We start from the raw sequence: 18,037 nt of genomic DNA on the forward strand, positions 1-18,037 counted from the left end.
TAAAGATTCCGAGCTAGTGAAATATTATCTTAAATTGAAATTTAGATTAAGGTAAACTTATGGATACTAACGAAGAACTCGAGTTGCGTTTCAAAGAAGTTGTCGAACGATTACAAGAAGCTGATAAGCTTGAAGATACACTTTGGGAAATTGAAGCCGACTTATTAGATATATTTGGTGCTGAAAGATTCACGATTTTCCAAAAAGATGAAAATGATAAAGAGATTGTTTCTTGGTACAGGACTTCTTCAGATTCTGTAGACGAAATTCGTCTTTATACATCACCATCATCTTTAGCTGGTTATGTGGCCATGACACGTCAAGCTTTGATGGTCGATGATGCCTATGATTCAGAATATCTAGAAAGTGTACACCCCGACCTTCGATTTGATGATGCGTATGATAGATCTTCGGGTTACATGTCGGAAGCGATGATCATGGTGCCAATTATCCACAAGGATAAACTCTACGGTGTTTTCCAAGTTATCAATAATATTGATGGCGGTGCTTTCCCGGATGAGACTTACTTCCGTACTGTAGAATTTGCAAAAGTTGTTTCAGAGAACTTCCGCTATGAATTGAAAAGTAGTCGTGGTGCTTTTGACCAATTAGTTGAAGCAGGTGTGATTAGTGTAGAAACTTTTGAAGAAGCCGAAGAAATTGCCAATGACGAAGGTACTCCACTAGCATCTGTCTTAAAGAATAAATTTAGTGTTAATGCCGCCGACTTAGGTAATGCACTATCGGATTTTTATCAAGTTCCCTACCACCCCTTTGATCCTAGCTTTGAGTTGGATCCATCCTTAATTGAGAACTTGAATGTTGGGTTTTTAGCAAGTAATAGCTGGGTTCCGATTATGAATGATGGCGAACACGCCGTTGTCTTAATGGCTGACCCAGCCAATGAAGAGTTGATAATGGAAATTCAAAACATTGTCAAAGCAGTTTATTACGATTTCCACGTTGCCTTTAGAGAAGATATTGATCAGTATTTAGGCTTGAGTTCCAAGGAAGAAGAGCGTTTAAAAGCTTTTGGTCAGCTCGATGATATCATGGAAGGGGAGACAACTTCAGTTGCCTCAGATGAGTTAGCGGATGAAGATGACGGTGATATTCTTGACTCGAAAGAAGAATCCAAGATCATTCAGCTCGTAAATAAAATTATTGTTAGAGCGACAATGGATGGCTGTTCGGATATCCATATTGAGCCACATAAAGGTAAGCGCCCTGGTGAAGTTCGTTTCCGTATTGACGGTGTTTGCCGAAAAGTTTTCGATATCCCTGCACAGCTAATGGGTGCGGTTTTATCTCGTATTAAGATTTTATCCAATCTGGATATCGCTGAAAAAAGAAAGCCTCAGGATGGTAAGATGGGCTTGCGTTTCCAAGGCTCAACTCTTGAACTTCGTGTCGCGACTTTGCCAGTGGTAAATGGTGAATCGGCAGTTTTACGTATTTTGGCACAGGGTGAACCTTTACCGTTTGACAAATTGATGCTCTCTAAGAAAAATGAAAGTACTCTTATTGATCTACTTAAAAACCCCCACGGTATTATGCTGGTGGTAGGTCCGACGGGTTCTGGTAAAACAACAACTCTTCACGCGGTTTTAGGTACTCTAAATGATGAAGAGCGCAAGATTTTGACTGCGGAAGACCCGGTGGAGATTACTCAGGCGGGCTTGCAACAGGTTCAGATGCAACCTCGTAAAGGTTTGACCTTCGCCATTGCTTTACGTGCATTCTTACGATGTGACCCCGATATTATTCTCATTGGTGAAATGCGAGATGCTGAAACGGCAGAAGCGGGTGTTGAAGCATCGCTCACTGGTCACTTGGTATTCTCCACACTTCACACCAACTCGGCACCTGAGACTGTTATTCGTCTCCTAGATATTGGTTTAGATCCAATGAACTTTGCCGATGCCTTAGTTGGTGTACTTGCCCAGCGTTTAATGCGTACACTTTGTGGCAATTGTAAGCAGCCAGTAAAACCTGATGAAGAATATTTAGAAAAGCTTATCCATTTCTATGGAGAGGAATTTATTGATGAGCTCGGTTATGACTTTGATACACATGAAATTATGGAAGCTCGTGGTTGCGATAAATGTAGTGAAACAGGTTATAGAGGTCGTGTCGGTATTCACGAACTCATGGAAGCGACTCCAGCCTTAAAGAAATTAGTGGCAAAAGCTTCCCCTGTGGCAGAACTGAAAACTCAAGCAGTAGAAGATGGCATGCGTACACTGATGCAGGATGGTGTTTGGAAAGTATTTGAAGGTGTTTCTGACCTATCCCAGCTAAGAAGGGTACAAGCACACTAATAATGAAGAAAGCAGCTGTATTAATATCTGGTGGTCTCGATTCGACCACCTTATTACATCATGTTATTAAAAGTTTAGGTTACGATGAAGTTTACGCCTTGTCCTTTGATTATGGACAAAAGCATTCTCGTGAATTGCTCGTGGCAAAAGCTCAGTGTGATAGTCTTGATGAAGTGAAAGAGCATAATGTTCTCGATATTTCTTATATGGGTGATTTCTTGGGTTCGAGTTCTGCCTTAGTTAAAGGAGGAGTCGATGTCCCCGATTTAAAAGATATTTCAGAAAATGATTTAGATCAGCCAGTAACGTATGTTCCTAATCGCAATATGATGCTTTTATCTATCGCGGCATCATTTGCAGAAAGTCGTGATTGTCGTCAGCTCTACTACGGAGCTCAAGCCCAAGATGAATATGGTTATTGGGATTGTACAGAAGACTTTTTAGCGCGCATGAATGATGTGTTTTCTCTCAATCGTCGCACAGGCGTAAGAGTTGAGGCGCCTTTTGTTAATATGAGCAAAGGTCACGTCGCCAAGATTGGCTTGGCACTCGGTATCGATTACGCTCAAACTTGGACTTGTTATCGCGGTGGAGAAGTTCCCTGTGAGGTTTGCCCCTCTTGTGCAGAACGTGCCTTGGCATTCAAAGAATGTGGAATTGACGATCCTTTATTAAAAAAGTAAAAAAATCACTAAAAATTGGTTTTGCATTTTTTATCTGTGCATGTACTATTCAGGCCTATTAGGTGGTGGCTATAGCTCAGTTGGTAGAGCACCGGATTGTGATTCCGGCTGTCGCCGGTTCAAGTCCGGTTAGCCACCCCACCTTTTTTATGGTGGCTATAGCTCAGTTGGTAGAGCACCGGATTGTGATTCCGGCTGTCGCCGGTTCAAGTCCGGTTAGCCACCCCATTAAAACCTTATTCCCCATGTGTATCTATGAAAAAACATGCTCTGACAACCAATGAAGCTGCAGACTTGTTAGGCTTTGCTCGCACTAGTGTTATTAACTGGGTTGAAAAAGGTGAACTCAAGTCATTTTTAACTCCTGGCGGTCATCGTCGTTTTGAGATGGAAGACATTCACGCCTTCGCTCAAAAACGCGGAATTCAATTGGAAGGTGTCGCAGAGAGTAAACTTGAACTCAGTCGTGTTTTAGTCGTTGATGATGATCAGGATTTTCGCCAATTTTCTTTAGAGACTCTCGAGCTGGCAGGAAATTTTGAAGTTAAAGAAGCCGTCAATGGTATTGAAGCCGCACTGATTACGGGTTCATGGAAGCCAAATATTATTTTACTCGATTTACATATGCCTCAGATGAATGGTTATGAATTTATTGATCAGCTGCGAAAAGATGAGCAGTTCAAAGGGATTAAGATCATTGTCTTAACTGCTTATGCCGATGAAGAAACACGTGCAAAAGTTGGTGATGTTCACGACTTGATTTGTAAGCCAATCGGGATCAAAGATTTCGTTAGCAAGCTTCGCGATTTATCTAAATGAAAGAACGTGGAATCCCATTATTAGATGCGATTGATTTAACTTATGCCATAGGGCATAGAATGTTACTCGATCACGTATCTTTTACAATTCACAATAAAGATCGTGTCGGTTTAATTGGCCGCAATGGTACGGGTAAATCAACACTCCTAAAGATTTTGTCCAAGAAGTTGGAACCCTTTGAGGTTTCTGAAATTCGTTTTAGTAAAGGTTTAAAAGTTTCCTACCTCTCGCAAGATTTTGATATAAACCCAGATTTGACTGTAATCGAAAACATCCGTGAGGGTGCTGGCTACATATACGAACTTCTTAAGCAATACGAAAGTGGTGATCACGATTCTGATGAAATGTTTCGTATTCAAGATCAGATTACGGCTTTGGATGCCTGGGATTTGGACGCCTATATTTTGGAATTGATTTCGCGCTTATCTTGCCCGAGTCCAGAGACTTCTTGTAAAGAGCTTTCTGGTGGTGAAAAACGTCGTATTAATTTGGCAAAAGTTCTCGTTTCCAAACCCGACTTACTGATTTTAGATGAACCAACTAACCACTTGGACTCAGATGCGGTAGAGTGGCTCGAAAAATGGTTAGAGACTTATTCAGGTGCATTGATTATGGTTACTCACGATCGCTGCTTCTTAGATAGCGTCTGCAATCGAATTCTTGAGCTGCGTGAAGGCCAAGCTGACTTTTTCCCGGGTAATTACTCGGTATACTTAGAGCAAAGTGCGGCTCGCGATGAAGCCTTACTACGAGCTGATAATAAACGCCATCAATTTTTGAAAAAAGAATTAGAATGGGTACGTCGAAGCCCTAAGGCACGTACGACAAAATCTCAGAGTCGAGTTGATCGCTTCAATGAACTCAATGACAAAGAAAATTATTCGATTCAAGCTGATGCTGAATTAGTTTTACCCCCAGCCAAAGTTATTGGCAATGTCAGTATTAGTTTAGAGCATGTGAGCAAAAGCTTCGGTGATAAGCAGTTGTTCAAAGATTTAAGTTTTGAGCTCGAGCCCGGAAGTCGCATTGCCCTTATGGGTGGTAATGGCATGGGGAAAACAACTTTACTCAAAATGATTATCGATCAAGAAGAGCCTGATTCAGGAACAATTATTCGCGGGGCAAGCCTAGATTATAATTATGTTGACCAAAGTCGTAGCCAACTTAATGAAGAAAATACTGTTTTTAAAGAAGTTGCGGAAGGCGCAGAATCGGTTCGTTTAGGAGACATCACTTTAACGACTCGTTCTTATTTAAGGCGCTTCCTCTTCACCGATGATCGCATCAATACCAAAGTCAGTAAGCTTTCTGGCGGTGAGCGCAATCGCCTCTTATTGGCACGTTTATTGCGTAAGCCCTGTAACCTTTTGATACTGGATGAACCCACCAATGATTTAGACTTATCAACGCTACAGGTGTTAGAAGAAGCTTTAGTAGCTTGGAAGGGTACGCTCCTACTCGTTTCTCACGATAGATGGTTTGTTAACCGTGTCTGTAATGGGATTCTTGGTTTTGAAGGTAATGGCCAAGTTTATTATCAAGATGGCGACTACGATTATTACCTTGAGAAAAAGGCAGAACGCGATGAGCGAGCGAGCCAGGTAGTTGTCCCCGTTAAAGAAGTCGAAGAAAAAGTTGAAGCCCCCAAAAAAGCGACAAAAAAACTGACTTGGAAAGAAGAGCGTGAGCTCGAGGGTATGGAGGATCTAGTTATGCAATTAGATGAAGGAATCTCTGAAATAGAGAACGCTATGCACGAACCCAGTTTTTTTCAGCAAGAAGCCGAGATTATTCAGGAACGTACTAATGAACTTGAAGCCCTAAGAGAAAAACTCGACCAAGCCTATGCTCGTTGGGAAGAATTGGAAGCTAAGCAATCCTAATTTTTTAGCTCAATTTTCTGCTAAAAAAGCACTCCTTTCTCAAAGTTTTTATAAAAAAATAAAAAACCTTAGTAAAAAATTCTTTTCCTCAATATTATTGGCTTGAAGCCATGTAAAAGCTAGCTATGTTCAGCTCACTAATTCATCTTATGATGACTTAGATGCCAAATGCTCGAGTGGTGGAATTGGCAGACACGACGGACTTAAAATCCGTTGCTTCACGGCGTGCCGGTTCAAGTCCGGCCTCGAGTACTAAAAAGCCTCAGAACTTAGTTCTGAGGCTTTTTTCTTTTAATCCAGTAAAGCTGACTTAGATATCAACTTGTGAAGTGAGTGGATCTGCAGCTACTGGAGGCACTATGTTATGATCTTTCTTGAGTGCTGAAAAGTCCGCAAATGTGACGTAAATTAGTCCCACCATAATAGTGAGTATTATGCCTACTGCTTTACCGTGCTTCCAGGGGGGGCATATCAACGGCTTTAACATCTTCTTGGATAAAGTCAGTCTCTCGTGGTTTTAAAGCGCCAATGAGGAGCATGATTTCTTTGATTAGTGGCATTTTTTTATTCTTAAAAGACGAATGGCGAAGAATCACTAGACCATATTTTTTTAGTTAGTTTATTTTAAAAATGAAATAAAATCTGACTGGCCTCAAGATTTACTATTTTGTGGAGTACCACTAGTTACGATATAAAAATATGGATTGATATATGAGCTTTAGTAAAGTTGTTGTTTTTCTTAGTTTAGGACTAAGTACACTTGCGCAAAACTGGCCACAGGCTTCGGGCCCCAATGGGGATTACCAGGTAGAAGGCCAGGCTCCAATAGAGTGGAGTGCCGTACGCAATGAAAATATTAAATGGCGTACACCCATGCCAGAGGCTGGGCAGGCCGCAGTAACAGTTTGGGGAGATAAGTTATTTACGACCGTTCATAAACCAATTGAATCGGAAGATCAAAAGGGGCAGGTGAAGGATATTATTGCCCTTTGTCTAGATGCTGAGTCGGGGAAAATCCTCTGGCAGAAAGAAATGCCCGGGGCCATTGCCATAGATTTGGCGAATGGCTTTTCGGACGGTACGGTTTTTTCACCTTTATGCGATGGTGAAAAGGTATGGTTCTTTAATCGCTGTGGGCAAATGGCCTGCTTTGATCTGGATGGGAACGAAATTTGGAAAAGAGATTTTGTTCCCCGTTATATGCACGCCAATCGTCAGGCGGAACCTAGCTTTGTGGGCGATACAATTCTCTATGTAGAAATTGCTGAGAAGAAGAAAGAATTCATCAATGGAGTTAGGAAGGATTCGAAAGTCAAAAATAAATATGCCAATGACAAAGGTTTTTGGACTTACATTCATGGCCTCGATAAAAATACTGGTGAAGTACTTTGGCGAGAAGAAAATGGAACTGTAATTCATTGTAATCCTATGGTAGGAAAACGAGAAAACGGAGCGCAAGCACTGCTGCAAGTACGCGGTGGAGGTCATGCACCAGTTGAAACTCCCTATGGTTTTAACCTGATGAGTTTGGAGTCCGGCAAAGAGGGGCAAGTAATTTGGCAAAAGCCTTTGAAGGGAATTATGACGTCAGCAAATTTGTGTTGGAATGAAAAATATGTTCCTTTATTTGTTGGTGCGGAACATCAGATTTATCATACTGAATCCGGTGAGCTTTTTAAGAAAATTGATTTACTGAATGATGTCCAGGTGCATAAGAAAGGGCAAGCTAGCGAGCAAGTGACGATTAAGGGTAAGAAAGGAAAAGCTTTAACTTACTTTACCAATATCCTCGTCGGGGATGCTCATTACTTCCTATCGCATAGTGCACCTTATTTGGGTAAAGTAAATATGGAAACAGGCAAGCTGGAGTATTTAGAGTTGCCGGGTCAGCTTATACCAGGTAAAAACTCTGCATCTGAAGATATATATATCCATGAACTGAAAAAAATAAAAAATGACCCCGTGAATCAAAATAATCTTCATGTTGGTAATAAAGGCCATAATGGTTCTGGTTTTGGGCATATTAGCTCTGCAAGCCCCATTTTAGTTGGTAAGCATTTAATTATTCCTGTTGTAACAGGTACGGTCTACGTAATTGATACAACAAAACCTTTTAAAAACGGTGAAGCACTTGTGGCTGTTAATGATTTAGGAGAAGCAGGAAAAACCTGGACTTTGAGTTCCTTCTCATATTCCGAAGGGAAATTATATGCTCATACTATGAAAGAACTTATTTGTATTAAAGGAAAAGATAATGAAAATTAATAGTGTTTTAGCGCTGACTTTCGGTTTAGTTTGTGGACTTTTCGCAGCGGAAAAGCCCAATGTGATATATGTACTCATGGATGATATGGGACAGGGAGATGTGAGTTGTTTCAATCCCTCTTCTAAAATTCATACTCCCAATATAGACTCCTTGGCGGCAAGTGGAATGATGTTTACCGATGCGCACACGAATTCATCGGTTTGTACGCCCACCCGTTATGGGATTTTGACCGGGCGTTATTCCTGGCGAACTCATTTAAAGAAGAGTGTGATTGGCGGGACTTCGCCATCACTCATCAAGCCGGGGAGAATGACTCTGGCTTCATTTTTAAAAGACAATGCGTATAACACCGGTATGATCGGCAAATGGCACCTCGGCTGGGATTTCGCTTTTCATCCTGATAGCGTTGAGATCGACCCCTTATATTGGGGTTATACACCTGGAACCAAGATCGATTACGTCAAAGGCGTGAAAAATGGTCCAGATGTCCATGGCTTTGATTATTATTACGCGATTCCAAGTTCATTAGACATTCCTCCATATCTTTATGTCGAAAATGGCAAAGTTACGAATTTAGAAATGACCGAACGCGAAGGTGAAGAGGGCAAACGTCTTTGGCGTGGTGGCCCCATGTCAGCTGATTTTGATATCGTGGACTGCACACCAAACTTTTTTAGAAGAGCCAATAAATTTATTGCGAAGAACGCAAAAGCTGATAAACCTTTTTTCCTTTATCTTCCACTGCCGTCACCCCACACGCCCATCCTGCCAACAAAAGACTTTTTAGGAAAAAGCGGTATCAACGAATATGCTGATTTCGTTCTGCAGATTGATCATCATATGGGAGAGCTAATTAAGGTATTAAAAGAGCAGGGCATTTATGATAAGACTATGTTGGTATTTACTACAGACAATGGAACCTCACCTCGTGCGGACATCACAGAAATTAATAATGCGGGACATTTTCCCAGTAACGGCTATCGCGGTCGTAAGGCAGATATCTATGAGGGTGGGCACCGAGTTCCCTATATCGTCAGCTGGCCCAATGGCGGTGTGAAAGCGGGCTCAGTATCGGATCAGACGATTTGTACGACGGATATGCTAGCAACACTCGCGGATATTCTCGGGAAAAAGCTTCCTGATAATGCAGGAGAGGATTCTTATTCCACACTTCCTTTGCTTCATGGTAAGCCCTATGAATTTGCGAGACCCGCAACTGTACACCACTCTATTAATGGTTCTTTTGCCATTCGTCAGGGTGATTGGAAGTTGATTTTTTGTGCGGCTTCGGGCGGTTGGCCCAAGAGTGATTTAACGCCAGATATGGCTAAAGCTCATGGGCTTCCAGTTATTCAACTATATAATCTAAAGTCCGATCCGGCGGAGACGGTCAATCTTTATGCCAAGTTCCCGCATATTGTCGACAGACTGACTGCTCTCATGCAAAAATATATTGATGAGGGGCGCAGTAATCCTGGTAAGCGGCAGAAGAATACTGGCGAGACACCATTTCTTCCCGAGGGTTTTGCCGAGCTCTCAGCGAAACTTCCTCGCAAAGTAGAAACGAATGTTAAGGTCGACGGGATTAAATAATGAAGAAGCTGTGTTTGGCCTTGATGGCGCTATGTTTTTGTGTTTCAGCTAAACAGTCGCCTAATATTCTACTCATCATGGTGGATGATACCGGTAGAGGATTTTATAACACTTATGGGTCACAAGAAAACTTAACACCTCAGCTGAGCCGTTTTGCTCAGGAGGCAGTTGTTTTTAATAATTGTGAGTCGACCCCCATTTGCACTCCATCCCGAGTGAAAATCATGACGGGTCAGCATACTTTTGCCAATTACACTCAATTTGGTAGGCTCGATAAAGGTAGCCTCACTTTTGCTCACCTACTCAAGGAGCAAGGCTACCGAACGGGTGTTTTTGGTAAATGGCAGTTGAGTTCTGATAAGGGCAGTGTCGAAGATTTTGGTTTCGATGAACATTGCCTGCACAATTATTTGGAAGACAAATCTCTAGGGAAAAGTCGTTTTTGGGAACCGACCCTTACGGTCAATGATGAGCTCAAAAAATATCCTGAGAAGGCTTATGGGCCAGATATTATTAATCAGCATTTACTGGAATTTATAAGTCAAAAGAGTGACAAGCCTTTCCTTGCTTATTACCCCATGGTTTTAGCTCACTTTCCTTTTGTCCCCACACCGGATAGTCGCAATCTTGAGTGCCGAGATTGGGACAGTAATTTTCGAGATATGGTAGCTTATACGGACAAGTTGGTGGGTAAAGTTATTGATCATTTAAAAGCGCAAGGTCAATACGATAATACACTCATTATTTTTACGGCTGACAATGGAACTTACCCTGGACTAATGAATACGCTAAGGAATGGCGAGCAAGTTTACGGTGGCAAGAGTATGGGGAATAAACGCGATTCCAACTGGGTGCCTCTCATTGCTAGATTAGGAGCTCAATCTACCGGGGTATGTGATCGCTTGGTCGACTTTACCGATATGTTACCTACACTTGCGGAGAGCGCAAAAATGGATGTTCCCGCAAAGTACGATAATCATGGCGTCAGTTTCCTAGGTGATTTACAGGGGCGCGAAACGATTAAGTCCTACCAGTTGGCCTTTTACCCATCTGTGAGCATGAGAATTGATAATGCCTCACTCTATGTACGTGATAAAGATTATAAGTTTTATCCAGACAATTATTTGATTGATTTAGAAAATGACCCTGAAGAATTAAATCCTATTTATCCACATGAAGATAATAAAAAAACAGCTGAGGTCAGATCTAAATTAAAATTGGCCCTAGAGAAAAGTTTGCTTAAATTCCCAAAATTAAAAGATAAGTGGTCGAGTATTCGCCAGGCTTTCAAGGGTAAGTACATAGGTGGATGGGATTCCGACGAAGTGAAGTTCCACAAAAAAGTAAGAATGAGTCAAGATGTAACTGCCTTTGTGAAAAATAAATCTCCGCGTTTTGAGATTTTTCATCGTCGTGGTTACGCCATGGCCCAAGTCGATAATGTCCGTCTTCTAAAAAACGGCAAGGAAGTTGCGAGAGATAAACATATTTCTCAATCAGCTATGGCTATTTTTGATCGCTCACCGGGAGCGGATTACGTCTATTTTAACCTTAAAAATAAATGTATTTTTGATTTGAGTTTTGATCATTACGAAGAGGTTGAATATACTTTGCACTACGATGTTTTGATTCTGCCAGTGGAAGAATACAAGGCAGTAATTGACATTCCTTTAGGCATGTTTTTAAAATCTGAAAAACACAAAAAAATTGAAAATAAAGAAGGCACGGTACTATATCGTAGTTCCGGAGCTATACGGGTAATGGATTAAATGATGAGACTATTATTAAGCTTTTTTATGGTGCTTGGCCTACAAGCCATCGAACGACCGAATATTATTTTAATCATGGCCGATGATATGGGCTATGGTGAGCTGGGTTGTACGGGTCACCCAACTTTTAAAACTCCAGTCCTAGATCAAATGGCAAAAGATGGTGTTCTACTCACCGACTTCCATTCCAATGGTGCCGTATGCTCGCCGACGCGTGCAGCATTAATGACGGGCAGGTATCAAAACCGCTCGGGAATTGAGGGAGTGGTGACCGCTGTTGGTCATCGTCATACGGGGCTGGATTTAAGTGAGTGGACCATGGCGGAAGCGCTGAAAGAGAGTGGTTATCGAACGGCGATGTTTGGCAAATGGCACTTGGGTTATCAGCCTTCTTTTAGCCCAGTTCATCAGGGTTTTGATAAATTTAAGGGCTTTGTCAGTGGCAATATAGATTTCTTCAGTCACATCGATCAGGTTGGGCATGAAGACTGGTGGGTCAGAGATGAAAAAGTAAAAGAAGAGGGCTATCTAACAAAAATCATCACCGATTACAGTATTGATTTTATCAAGGAAACTTCAGATAAACCCTTCTTCCTTTACCTCTCTCATGGTGCACCTCACTATCCCTATCAGGGACCCAATGATGGTGCCTACAGAACGCCCGGTAATCCGGAGCCCATTTTAGGAGCAGTGGAAGATAAAGATCGTGCTTACAAAGAAATGATGGAGTACCTGGATGCTGAAATTGGCCGCCTGCTCAGTTATCTTAAAAATCAGGGCTTAGAAAAAAATACTTTGATCATCTTTTGTTCAGATAATGGCGGCACTGGAACTTATGGTTCCTCCAACAAACCCTATCGAGCAACAAAGGGGACTTTCTATGAAGGTGGACATCGCGTTCCCGCTATCGTAAAGTGGCCAGGTAAAATAAAATCAGGCCAACTTATGGATGCTCCCACAATGACAATGGATTTTATGCCGACCTTTTTGAGTCTGAATAATCAGCCAAGCAAAGTTGAATTTGATGGGCTTGATTTAAGTGGTCTCTTACTAAAAGGAGAAGCTCTAGCGCAACGTCAGCTCTTTTGGCGCAAAGCGAAGGAGTTTGCCGTCAGAGATGGTGAATGGAAGTTGCTGAAGACCAAAAAAGGTGACTTAGAACTGTATAATTTAGCTCAGGATAAATCAGAAGAACATAATCTGATTAAATCTGAACCCAATCGCGTGAAGTCAATGCTCAAAACCTATGAAGAATGGCTGAAAGACGTTAGCTCAGGAGTTAAAAAAAGAAGTTAAAAAAAACTTCTTTTATATCAATTTAGTTCAAGGTTTTATGAGATGAAAATTACTTGAATTGGTCTAAATCACTTTAGATCCACGTCTATAATGCCCCCAATTAACTGTTGAATACAATATTATTTACCTACGTCAGATCGAATTAATAAGTCAGAGCCATTAGGTCTTGTGTACACAGCGCCTTCGGGGATTGTATAAACGTACTCCCATAATGAGTAGTTATTATTCTCTTTAAAATTTATTCCCAAGTGAAAATTTCTCGTTATCGTGATCCCACTTAAACCTAAAGGCGATTCAGTGTGTTTGCTGATTTTTGATTTGGCGTGATTAATAGTTAATAATACTATCAAAGTATTCACTATTAATAGGGATGTTATTAGCAAGATGATTGTTTGTTTTTTACTCATGTGATTTTGATGACTCGAAATTAAGTAGGCTGGAGTAAAACGAAAAATTCTGCTCTAGTGTCGACTTAAGTTCTTATTTTCTTTCCATAATTCACTTCAATATATGACCCTTTTGAGAAACATATATTGTCTGCTTTCTTATCGTTTAAAATTCCAAATATTGATCCATAATTTTTCTCGAAATCAACATTGACTTCATATGAATTTATATCACAGACTTCCCATTGATCATGTTTCACTTCATATTCTAAAGTATTTGTATTTGCCTTGGTATATCCCCAATAATGTTCTGTGATAAATTCTTGAATACTGCCCGCTTTTGGGATATAAAAATTATCTGTACTGGTGACTTTAATGGAATTATCTACACCCTTATTTAACCATGAATAAGAATAATCATTCCCGTTGAAATGATGATCCATTTTGGTGGTGAAATAATTTTCGTAAAATAGCGAATTAGCAATGACTTCAATTGCTTTTTTTGGGACAATTTCTTTTATGAAAACCACCGATCTTTTTGTAGGATCATATTTGGGTCTGACATAAAACCTTAGATTTACTTCTTCAAAATTTATATGTCCTGGAATAGCTAAGTTACATATTCTTGTGTCATGGAACATGAAAGCCACTAAGCTCACATAACAGTCTCCATCATGAAAATCCAATTCCGTGCCAAATGGTATGAATGCTTCAAGTGATTTGGGATCGATTTTGTACGAGGCCAAAATTAAGTTGTTCCAATGTGCGTGTAAAAATTTCATAGTTTATTTATAGCTAAGGAATGAATCTACTCAAGTCCTTTTATCTGACTTTCGTGATTCTCGAGCATTCACTGCGACTCTTGCGTATAGCTTTTTTTATTCAAAATCGCTTAAACGAGATCTAAATAATTGCGATGAATGATGAATAGTTAATATCTCTACAGCATCTTTGTTTAGTCTGTAGATAATTCGATAATTGCCTAAAATTATTTCTCTAACAGTTTTTACATTAAATTCAGGTACAACTCTTCCTGACTCAGGGAAACTTTCTAGTCTCTCAGTTGTTTTGAATATTTCTTTAATGACGAGAGTCGCATAATGCTCGGAGTCTCTAGAGATAAAATCAAATATTAATTCAAGATCCTTGGCTGATTGCTCAGTCCATCGAATTATTCTAACCATTTAGAGAATTTACCTTTAACCTCATCATGACTTAATAATTCCCCAGATTCAGCTTGCTGAATACCTGTTTTAATTTTAGAGACTAGATAGAGTCTCTCTATCGCTTCTTCAATGCTAGTCTCTTCAGGTAATCCTTGAACTGCATTCAATATTTCAGATTTATTAACTGCTGTCATTTTGGTGAATCCTAATTTCTTATTTATTTAATATAATTCAGTTATTTAATAAATCATATTCATAATAGATTCTTATTTTTGCTATAGCGACTAAAGCAAGTAGACTTCGAGCCTTAGCGAGAATTGCTACTTCAGTGCCATGTTAGTTTTTTCTGTAGACTTCTTTTCTATGCTTTATTTTGACTACATTCACAACTAGTATTTCGTCTATGATTTCATATAATACTCTGTAGTCACCAAGCCTGATTCGGAATTTATCTTCATTAGTTAGTTTTATACTATTAAAAGGTCTAGGATCTGTAGAAAGTTCATTGACTTTCAACATGATTTTTTTTGCTTCAGATTTGTTTATTTTTTTTAATTCTTTTACTGCGGATTTTTTAAACTCAATTTTGTAATTAGACATTTAAATTTAACTCAGCTAAGACGTCTTCATATGAAACGGTTTCCTCATTAGCTCTTTCTTCAAATGCTTTTAAATCTTCTGCATCTTCAGCAAGTTCATGCAGTAAAGCTTCGTTAATCACTTCAGAAATAGATCTGTGGGATAGATGAGCTTTAGTTCTTAAAACATTATGAACCGCTGGATTAAAATACACTGTAGCTCTTTTAGTTAATGTAGACATAATTGCCCCCGTTTTTAGTATTGTATATATAGCACTATAACGTCACAACGTTGTTATTTCAATTTTATTCTAACGTCTGAGTTTACATGAATTCGAGGAACGAGAATTTCAGGTGCGACTTATTGTTATGTTTATAACTTTTCTTTCAATATTGAATGTGATTTTGTTCCAAGATCTGTTAAAGTTGATTTCATTTCTCCTCCATTTACAACATATTTTGTTGATGCTTTCCAATCATCTTGATCTTCTACTGTAACTTCTTCTACGTATGACTCTGTTATACCTAAACTTGAATATTCAAAATCTTCTATATCTTTTTTTATAAATTCATGAAGTTCATTTATTGATAACCGTTCAATAACACTAACCATTTTTAAAAACTGTTCATAGTTAATGTGTTCCTGTAAAAACTTGAGGAATAAATAGCCTGTTAATTCAGCTTTTTCATGATCTTCACATCTATCTAGTATATATAAAATTTTCTCTCCAACAGAAATTTTATATTTTTCTGAATGATTAATTTGTGAAATTTCTTTATAACGTTCATTGATCGATATATTTGAAAACTCATTTAAAAAAGAACACATTTTTTTTATAAAAAGGTGATCTTTAATAGATGTTCCAATGTTATAAGTTTTAATAAATGTCCCCAAAATTGGAATGTCTTTTAAAACTCCATCAGATAGATTCTTATCTAACAAGATTTCTCCAAAATCACTGGTGACGTTTATGAGTTCTGAGTTTGTTAGAACCTCGTCAAATATATTATTTTTTTTCATAATTATTTACAACATAACATGGTATTATACGATCTGAGTGGAGCGTGTGATCGGGTCGCCATTTATGGTTGGGTTGATTGTTTTTGTTGTTTTCATTTATGATGCCACTGATGTGTAGTTATTTAATTAGTTGTCTTATTTGTGAAATTCAAGGTGTATGATTGCGTCAACTGAGTCGAATATTCACGCCATTATCTCAGATTACCCTGAATGAGATTACAAATCATTTGTTTTGATGAAAAATGTGTTATACGCACTTGCTGACTTAGGGGAAGGCTAATATGTGTGAGTGACTCCTACCTCCAAGTAAATATCAATATTTTAATAGAGCGGGACTTTGCGACTTATGCAAAAGACAAAGTGAGGGGGAGGAGTGAATTTTAAATTCTTAATTTTAAATTTTGAATGATTAGACAGCCAGGGGTCTAGAGAAAGGTTTTTTACTCTGCCATGTGGATTCTCAAAACAGGATAAAAAGCCGATATTTCTCGCGAAGTCGCCAAGAGAGTCTAAGAGCAATTTTGAATGATTAAAGAGCTTTTGTGCTGTGAGCTGAAATCTGAGATATACGAGCCCCTAGGAATTAATGTTTTTAAAACTTTGCGCCTTGGCGCCTCTGCGTGAGTTTTTGTTTTATTCAGCAAGGAAGTGTCGCTTAGGGAATAAAAATCCAGCTATCTACAGATCCCACGGATTGACTCATATAAATCCAAATTCAAAATCATAATTTTTCACGCCAAGGCGCAAAGAGAGAAGGGAGATGAATTTTAAATTCTTAACTTTAAATTTTGAATGATTAAAGAACTAGAGTGTGTCGCTTAACAGCGGGTTGCGGTTGCCACCGCGGGCGGTAAGGAGGAGCTACTCTTAGGTGAGATGAGGCAGGCGAGACGCCTACGATCACCAAGGTGAGGCGGATGAGGATACTTTTTCCTGCAAGCTGAAACCTGTACCTGCGTATCCCTAGCAACTAATGTTTTTAAAACTTAGCGCCTTAGCGCCTCTGCGTGAGTTTTTGTTTTATTCAGCAAGGAAGTGTCGCTTAGGAAATAAAAATCCAGCTATCCACAGGTTCAACGGATTGACTCAGATAAGTCCAAATTCAAAATCATAATATTTCTCGCGAAGACGCAAAGAGGACCTAAGAGCAACTTTGAATGATTAAAGAACTAGGATGAGTTTATAAATCATTGGTAAAGACTTATGAGAAGGTCAGTAATTTAGGGACGCTGTCCTCTTCCCAGCAAGGCTTGCCAGCCATCGACGGGCGGTTGCGGTGAGCAAAAATTTGCCTTTCGTCGCGTGGTGCATAAGTTTAAATATAACCACAAAGACAAATAGGAGATTTATTATGGGTTTACACGGTCGCGGTAAAAAGCCAGTTAAGGCTTATGAGAATATGGATTTTATCAATTCTTCGGATGGTCGACTTTTGCGAATAATGTCAGAAATGATAGAGCCAAAAAGACGATTCTCTAAAAACCAAGTCAGAGATAGTATTGCTTTCTTTGGGTCGGCGCGTTTGTTGTCTAATGAAGATGCAGGCATCATGTTAGAGCGTGCTGAACTCACTGGTGATGAAGGCAAAATTAAAAAAGCTAAAGCAGCTGTCAAAATGTCACGTTACTATGAAGAGGGTGCTGAGCTGGCGGAGATGTTGACGAAATGGTCGATTGATAATGATTTTGGTTATTACATTTGCTCTGGTGGTGGTCCAGGGATTATGGAAGCAGCAAATCTGGGTGCATCTCGAGTTAAGGATGGCCAATCAATAGGTTTGAATATTGCATTGCCGTTTGAGCAAGAACCAAATCCTTACATTAGTCCTGAGTTAAACTTTGAGTTCAATTACTTTTTTATTCGTAAGTTTTGGTTCACTTATTTAGCCAAAGCAATTGTCGTTTTTCCAGGTGGCTTTGGTACCTTCGATGAGTTCTTTGAAATTCTGACTCTGATACAAACGGGGAAAACGACCAAGACTATTCCTATTGTTCTATACGGAAAAGAGTTTTGGAGCAATATGGTGAATTTTGATTACTTGGTGGAAGCAGGTGTGATTTGTGAAAAGGATTTAGATCTTTTTATATGGGCAGACACCCCACAGGAAGTATTTGATTACTTAACGGCAGAACTCAAACTTCAACGTCGTTTACATTCAGAATTTTATCAATAAGAAAATTAAATTCGATGAAGCCCCTTAGTCTTGAAACTGAGGGGCTTTTGTCTTTTATGAGCAAGCAAAGGATGAGGACTTTG

The 18,037-nt window shown here is 39.5% G+C and carries 15 protein-coding genes and 3 tRNA genes; 12 read left to right on the forward strand and 6 right to left on the reverse strand.

Annotated elements, in window-relative coordinates; translation table 11 throughout:
• The first annotated feature begins 59 nt into the window (after positions 1–59).
• The 11 genes from PQO01_RS12785 to PQO01_RS12835 all read left to right on the forward strand — a co-directional run bounded on the left by PQO01_RS12785 (position 60) and on the right by PQO01_RS12835 (position 12,630).
• The gene (locus PQO01_RS12785) at positions 60–2,321 is read left to right on the forward strand and encodes a GspE/PulE family protein (RefSeq protein ID WP_274314429.1); all 2,262 of its coding nucleotides are present in this window, start codon (positions 60–62) and stop codon (positions 2,319–2,321) included.
• Positions 2,322–2,323: 2 nt separating this feature from the next.
• Positions 2,324–3,004: a 7-cyano-7-deazaguanine synthase QueC gene (queC, locus tag PQO01_RS12790; protein WP_274314430.1), complete on the forward strand. Its 681-nt coding sequence runs from the start codon at positions 2,324–2,326 to the stop codon at positions 3,002–3,004.
• A gap of 65 nt (positions 3,005–3,069) precedes the next feature.
• Positions 3,070–3,145 (forward strand) — tRNA-His (locus PQO01_RS12795).
• A gap of 11 nt (positions 3,146–3,156) precedes the next feature.
• Positions 3,157–3,232: transfer RNA gene (locus PQO01_RS12800), tRNA-His, on the forward strand.
• A 27-nt stretch (positions 3,233–3,259) separates the two neighbouring features.
• Positions 3,260–3,823, forward strand: coding sequence for a response regulator (locus PQO01_RS12805; protein WP_274314431.1), 564 nt, complete (start codon positions 3,260–3,262; stop codon positions 3,821–3,823).
• A complete protein-coding gene (locus PQO01_RS12810; RefSeq protein ID WP_274314432.1) occupies positions 3,820–5,706 on the forward strand; it encodes an ABC-F family ATP-binding cassette domain-containing protein in 1,887 nt (628 codons plus the stop codon). The genes PQO01_RS12805 and PQO01_RS12810 overlap by 4 nt, the downstream gene beginning before the upstream one ends.
• 170 nt (positions 5,707–5,876) lie before the next feature.
• Positions 5,877–5,958: transfer RNA gene (locus tag PQO01_RS12815), tRNA-Leu, on the forward strand.
• Positions 5,959–6,417: 459 nt separating this feature from the next.
• Positions 6,418–7,971 carry an outer membrane protein assembly factor BamB family protein gene (locus tag PQO01_RS12820; protein ID WP_274314433.1) on the forward strand — a complete coding sequence of 518 codons (1,554 nt, stop codon included), beginning with the start codon at positions 6,418–6,420 and terminating at the stop codon, positions 7,969–7,971.
• Entirely contained in the window at positions 7,961–9,565 is a 1,605-nt protein-coding gene (locus tag PQO01_RS12825) for a sulfatase family protein (protein WP_274314434.1), read from the forward strand. Before PQO01_RS12820 ends, PQO01_RS12825 begins: the two co-directional genes overlap by 11 nt.
• Positions 9,565–11,334 (forward strand): sulfatase-like hydrolase/transferase, encoded by a 1,770-nt coding sequence (locus PQO01_RS12830; protein ID WP_274314435.1) that lies wholly within the window; start codon positions 9,565–9,567, stop codon positions 11,332–11,334. Before PQO01_RS12825 ends, PQO01_RS12830 begins: the two co-directional genes overlap by 1 nt.
• A gap of 3 nt (positions 11,335–11,337) precedes the next feature.
• On the forward strand, positions 11,338–12,630 hold the full coding sequence (locus PQO01_RS12835) for a sulfatase-like hydrolase/transferase (protein WP_274314436.1): 1,293 nt from the start codon (positions 11,338–11,340) through the stop codon (positions 12,628–12,630).
• Between the two features lie 472 nt (positions 12,631–13,102).
• Here PQO01_RS12835 and PQO01_RS12840 read toward each other — a convergent pair whose 3' ends face one another.
• From PQO01_RS12840 to PQO01_RS12865, 6 genes are all read right to left on the reverse strand, one after another.
• A complete protein-coding gene (locus PQO01_RS12840; RefSeq protein ID WP_274314438.1) occupies positions 13,103–13,798 on the reverse strand; it encodes a YqjF family protein in 696 nt (231 codons plus the stop codon).
• Positions 13,799–13,894: 96 nt separating this feature from the next.
• Positions 13,895–14,200: a type II toxin-antitoxin system RelE/ParE family toxin gene (locus PQO01_RS12845; protein WP_274314440.1), complete on the reverse strand. Its 306-nt coding sequence runs from the start codon at positions 14,198–14,200 to the stop codon at positions 13,895–13,897.
• The gene (locus tag PQO01_RS12850) at positions 14,188–14,376 is read right to left on the reverse strand and encodes a hypothetical protein (RefSeq protein WP_274314442.1); all 189 of its coding nucleotides are present in this window, start codon (positions 14,374–14,376) and stop codon (positions 14,188–14,190) included. Before PQO01_RS12850 ends, PQO01_RS12845 begins: the two co-directional genes overlap by 13 nt.
• A gap of 142 nt (positions 14,377–14,518) precedes the next feature.
• Positions 14,519–14,782 carry a type II toxin-antitoxin system RelE family toxin gene (locus PQO01_RS12855; RefSeq protein WP_274314444.1) on the reverse strand — a complete coding sequence of 88 codons (264 nt, stop codon included), beginning with the start codon at positions 14,780–14,782 and terminating at the stop codon, positions 14,519–14,521.
• Positions 14,775–15,002: a DUF6290 family protein gene (locus PQO01_RS12860; RefSeq protein ID WP_274314446.1), complete on the reverse strand. Its 228-nt coding sequence runs from the start codon at positions 15,000–15,002 to the stop codon at positions 14,775–14,777. The genes PQO01_RS12855 and PQO01_RS12860 overlap by 8 nt, the downstream gene beginning before the upstream one ends.
• Positions 15,003–15,133: 131 nt before the next feature.
• Entirely contained in the window at positions 15,134–15,781 is a 648-nt protein-coding gene (locus PQO01_RS12865; RefSeq protein WP_274314448.1) for a hypothetical protein, read from the reverse strand.
• Positions 15,782–17,132: 1,351 nt separating this feature from the next.
• On the opposite strand from PQO01_RS12865, the gene PQO01_RS12870 reads away from it, so the two are divergent.
• Positions 17,133–17,954, forward strand: coding sequence for an LOG family protein (locus PQO01_RS12870; RefSeq protein ID WP_274314450.1), 822 nt, complete (start codon positions 17,133–17,135; stop codon positions 17,952–17,954).
• Positions 17,955–18,037 lie beyond the last annotated feature (83 nt).

It is taken from the genome of Lentisphaera marina (assembly GCF_028745505.1).
Classification (GTDB): Bacteria; Verrucomicrobiota; Lentisphaeria; order Lentisphaerales; family Lentisphaeraceae; genus Lentisphaera; species Lentisphaera marina.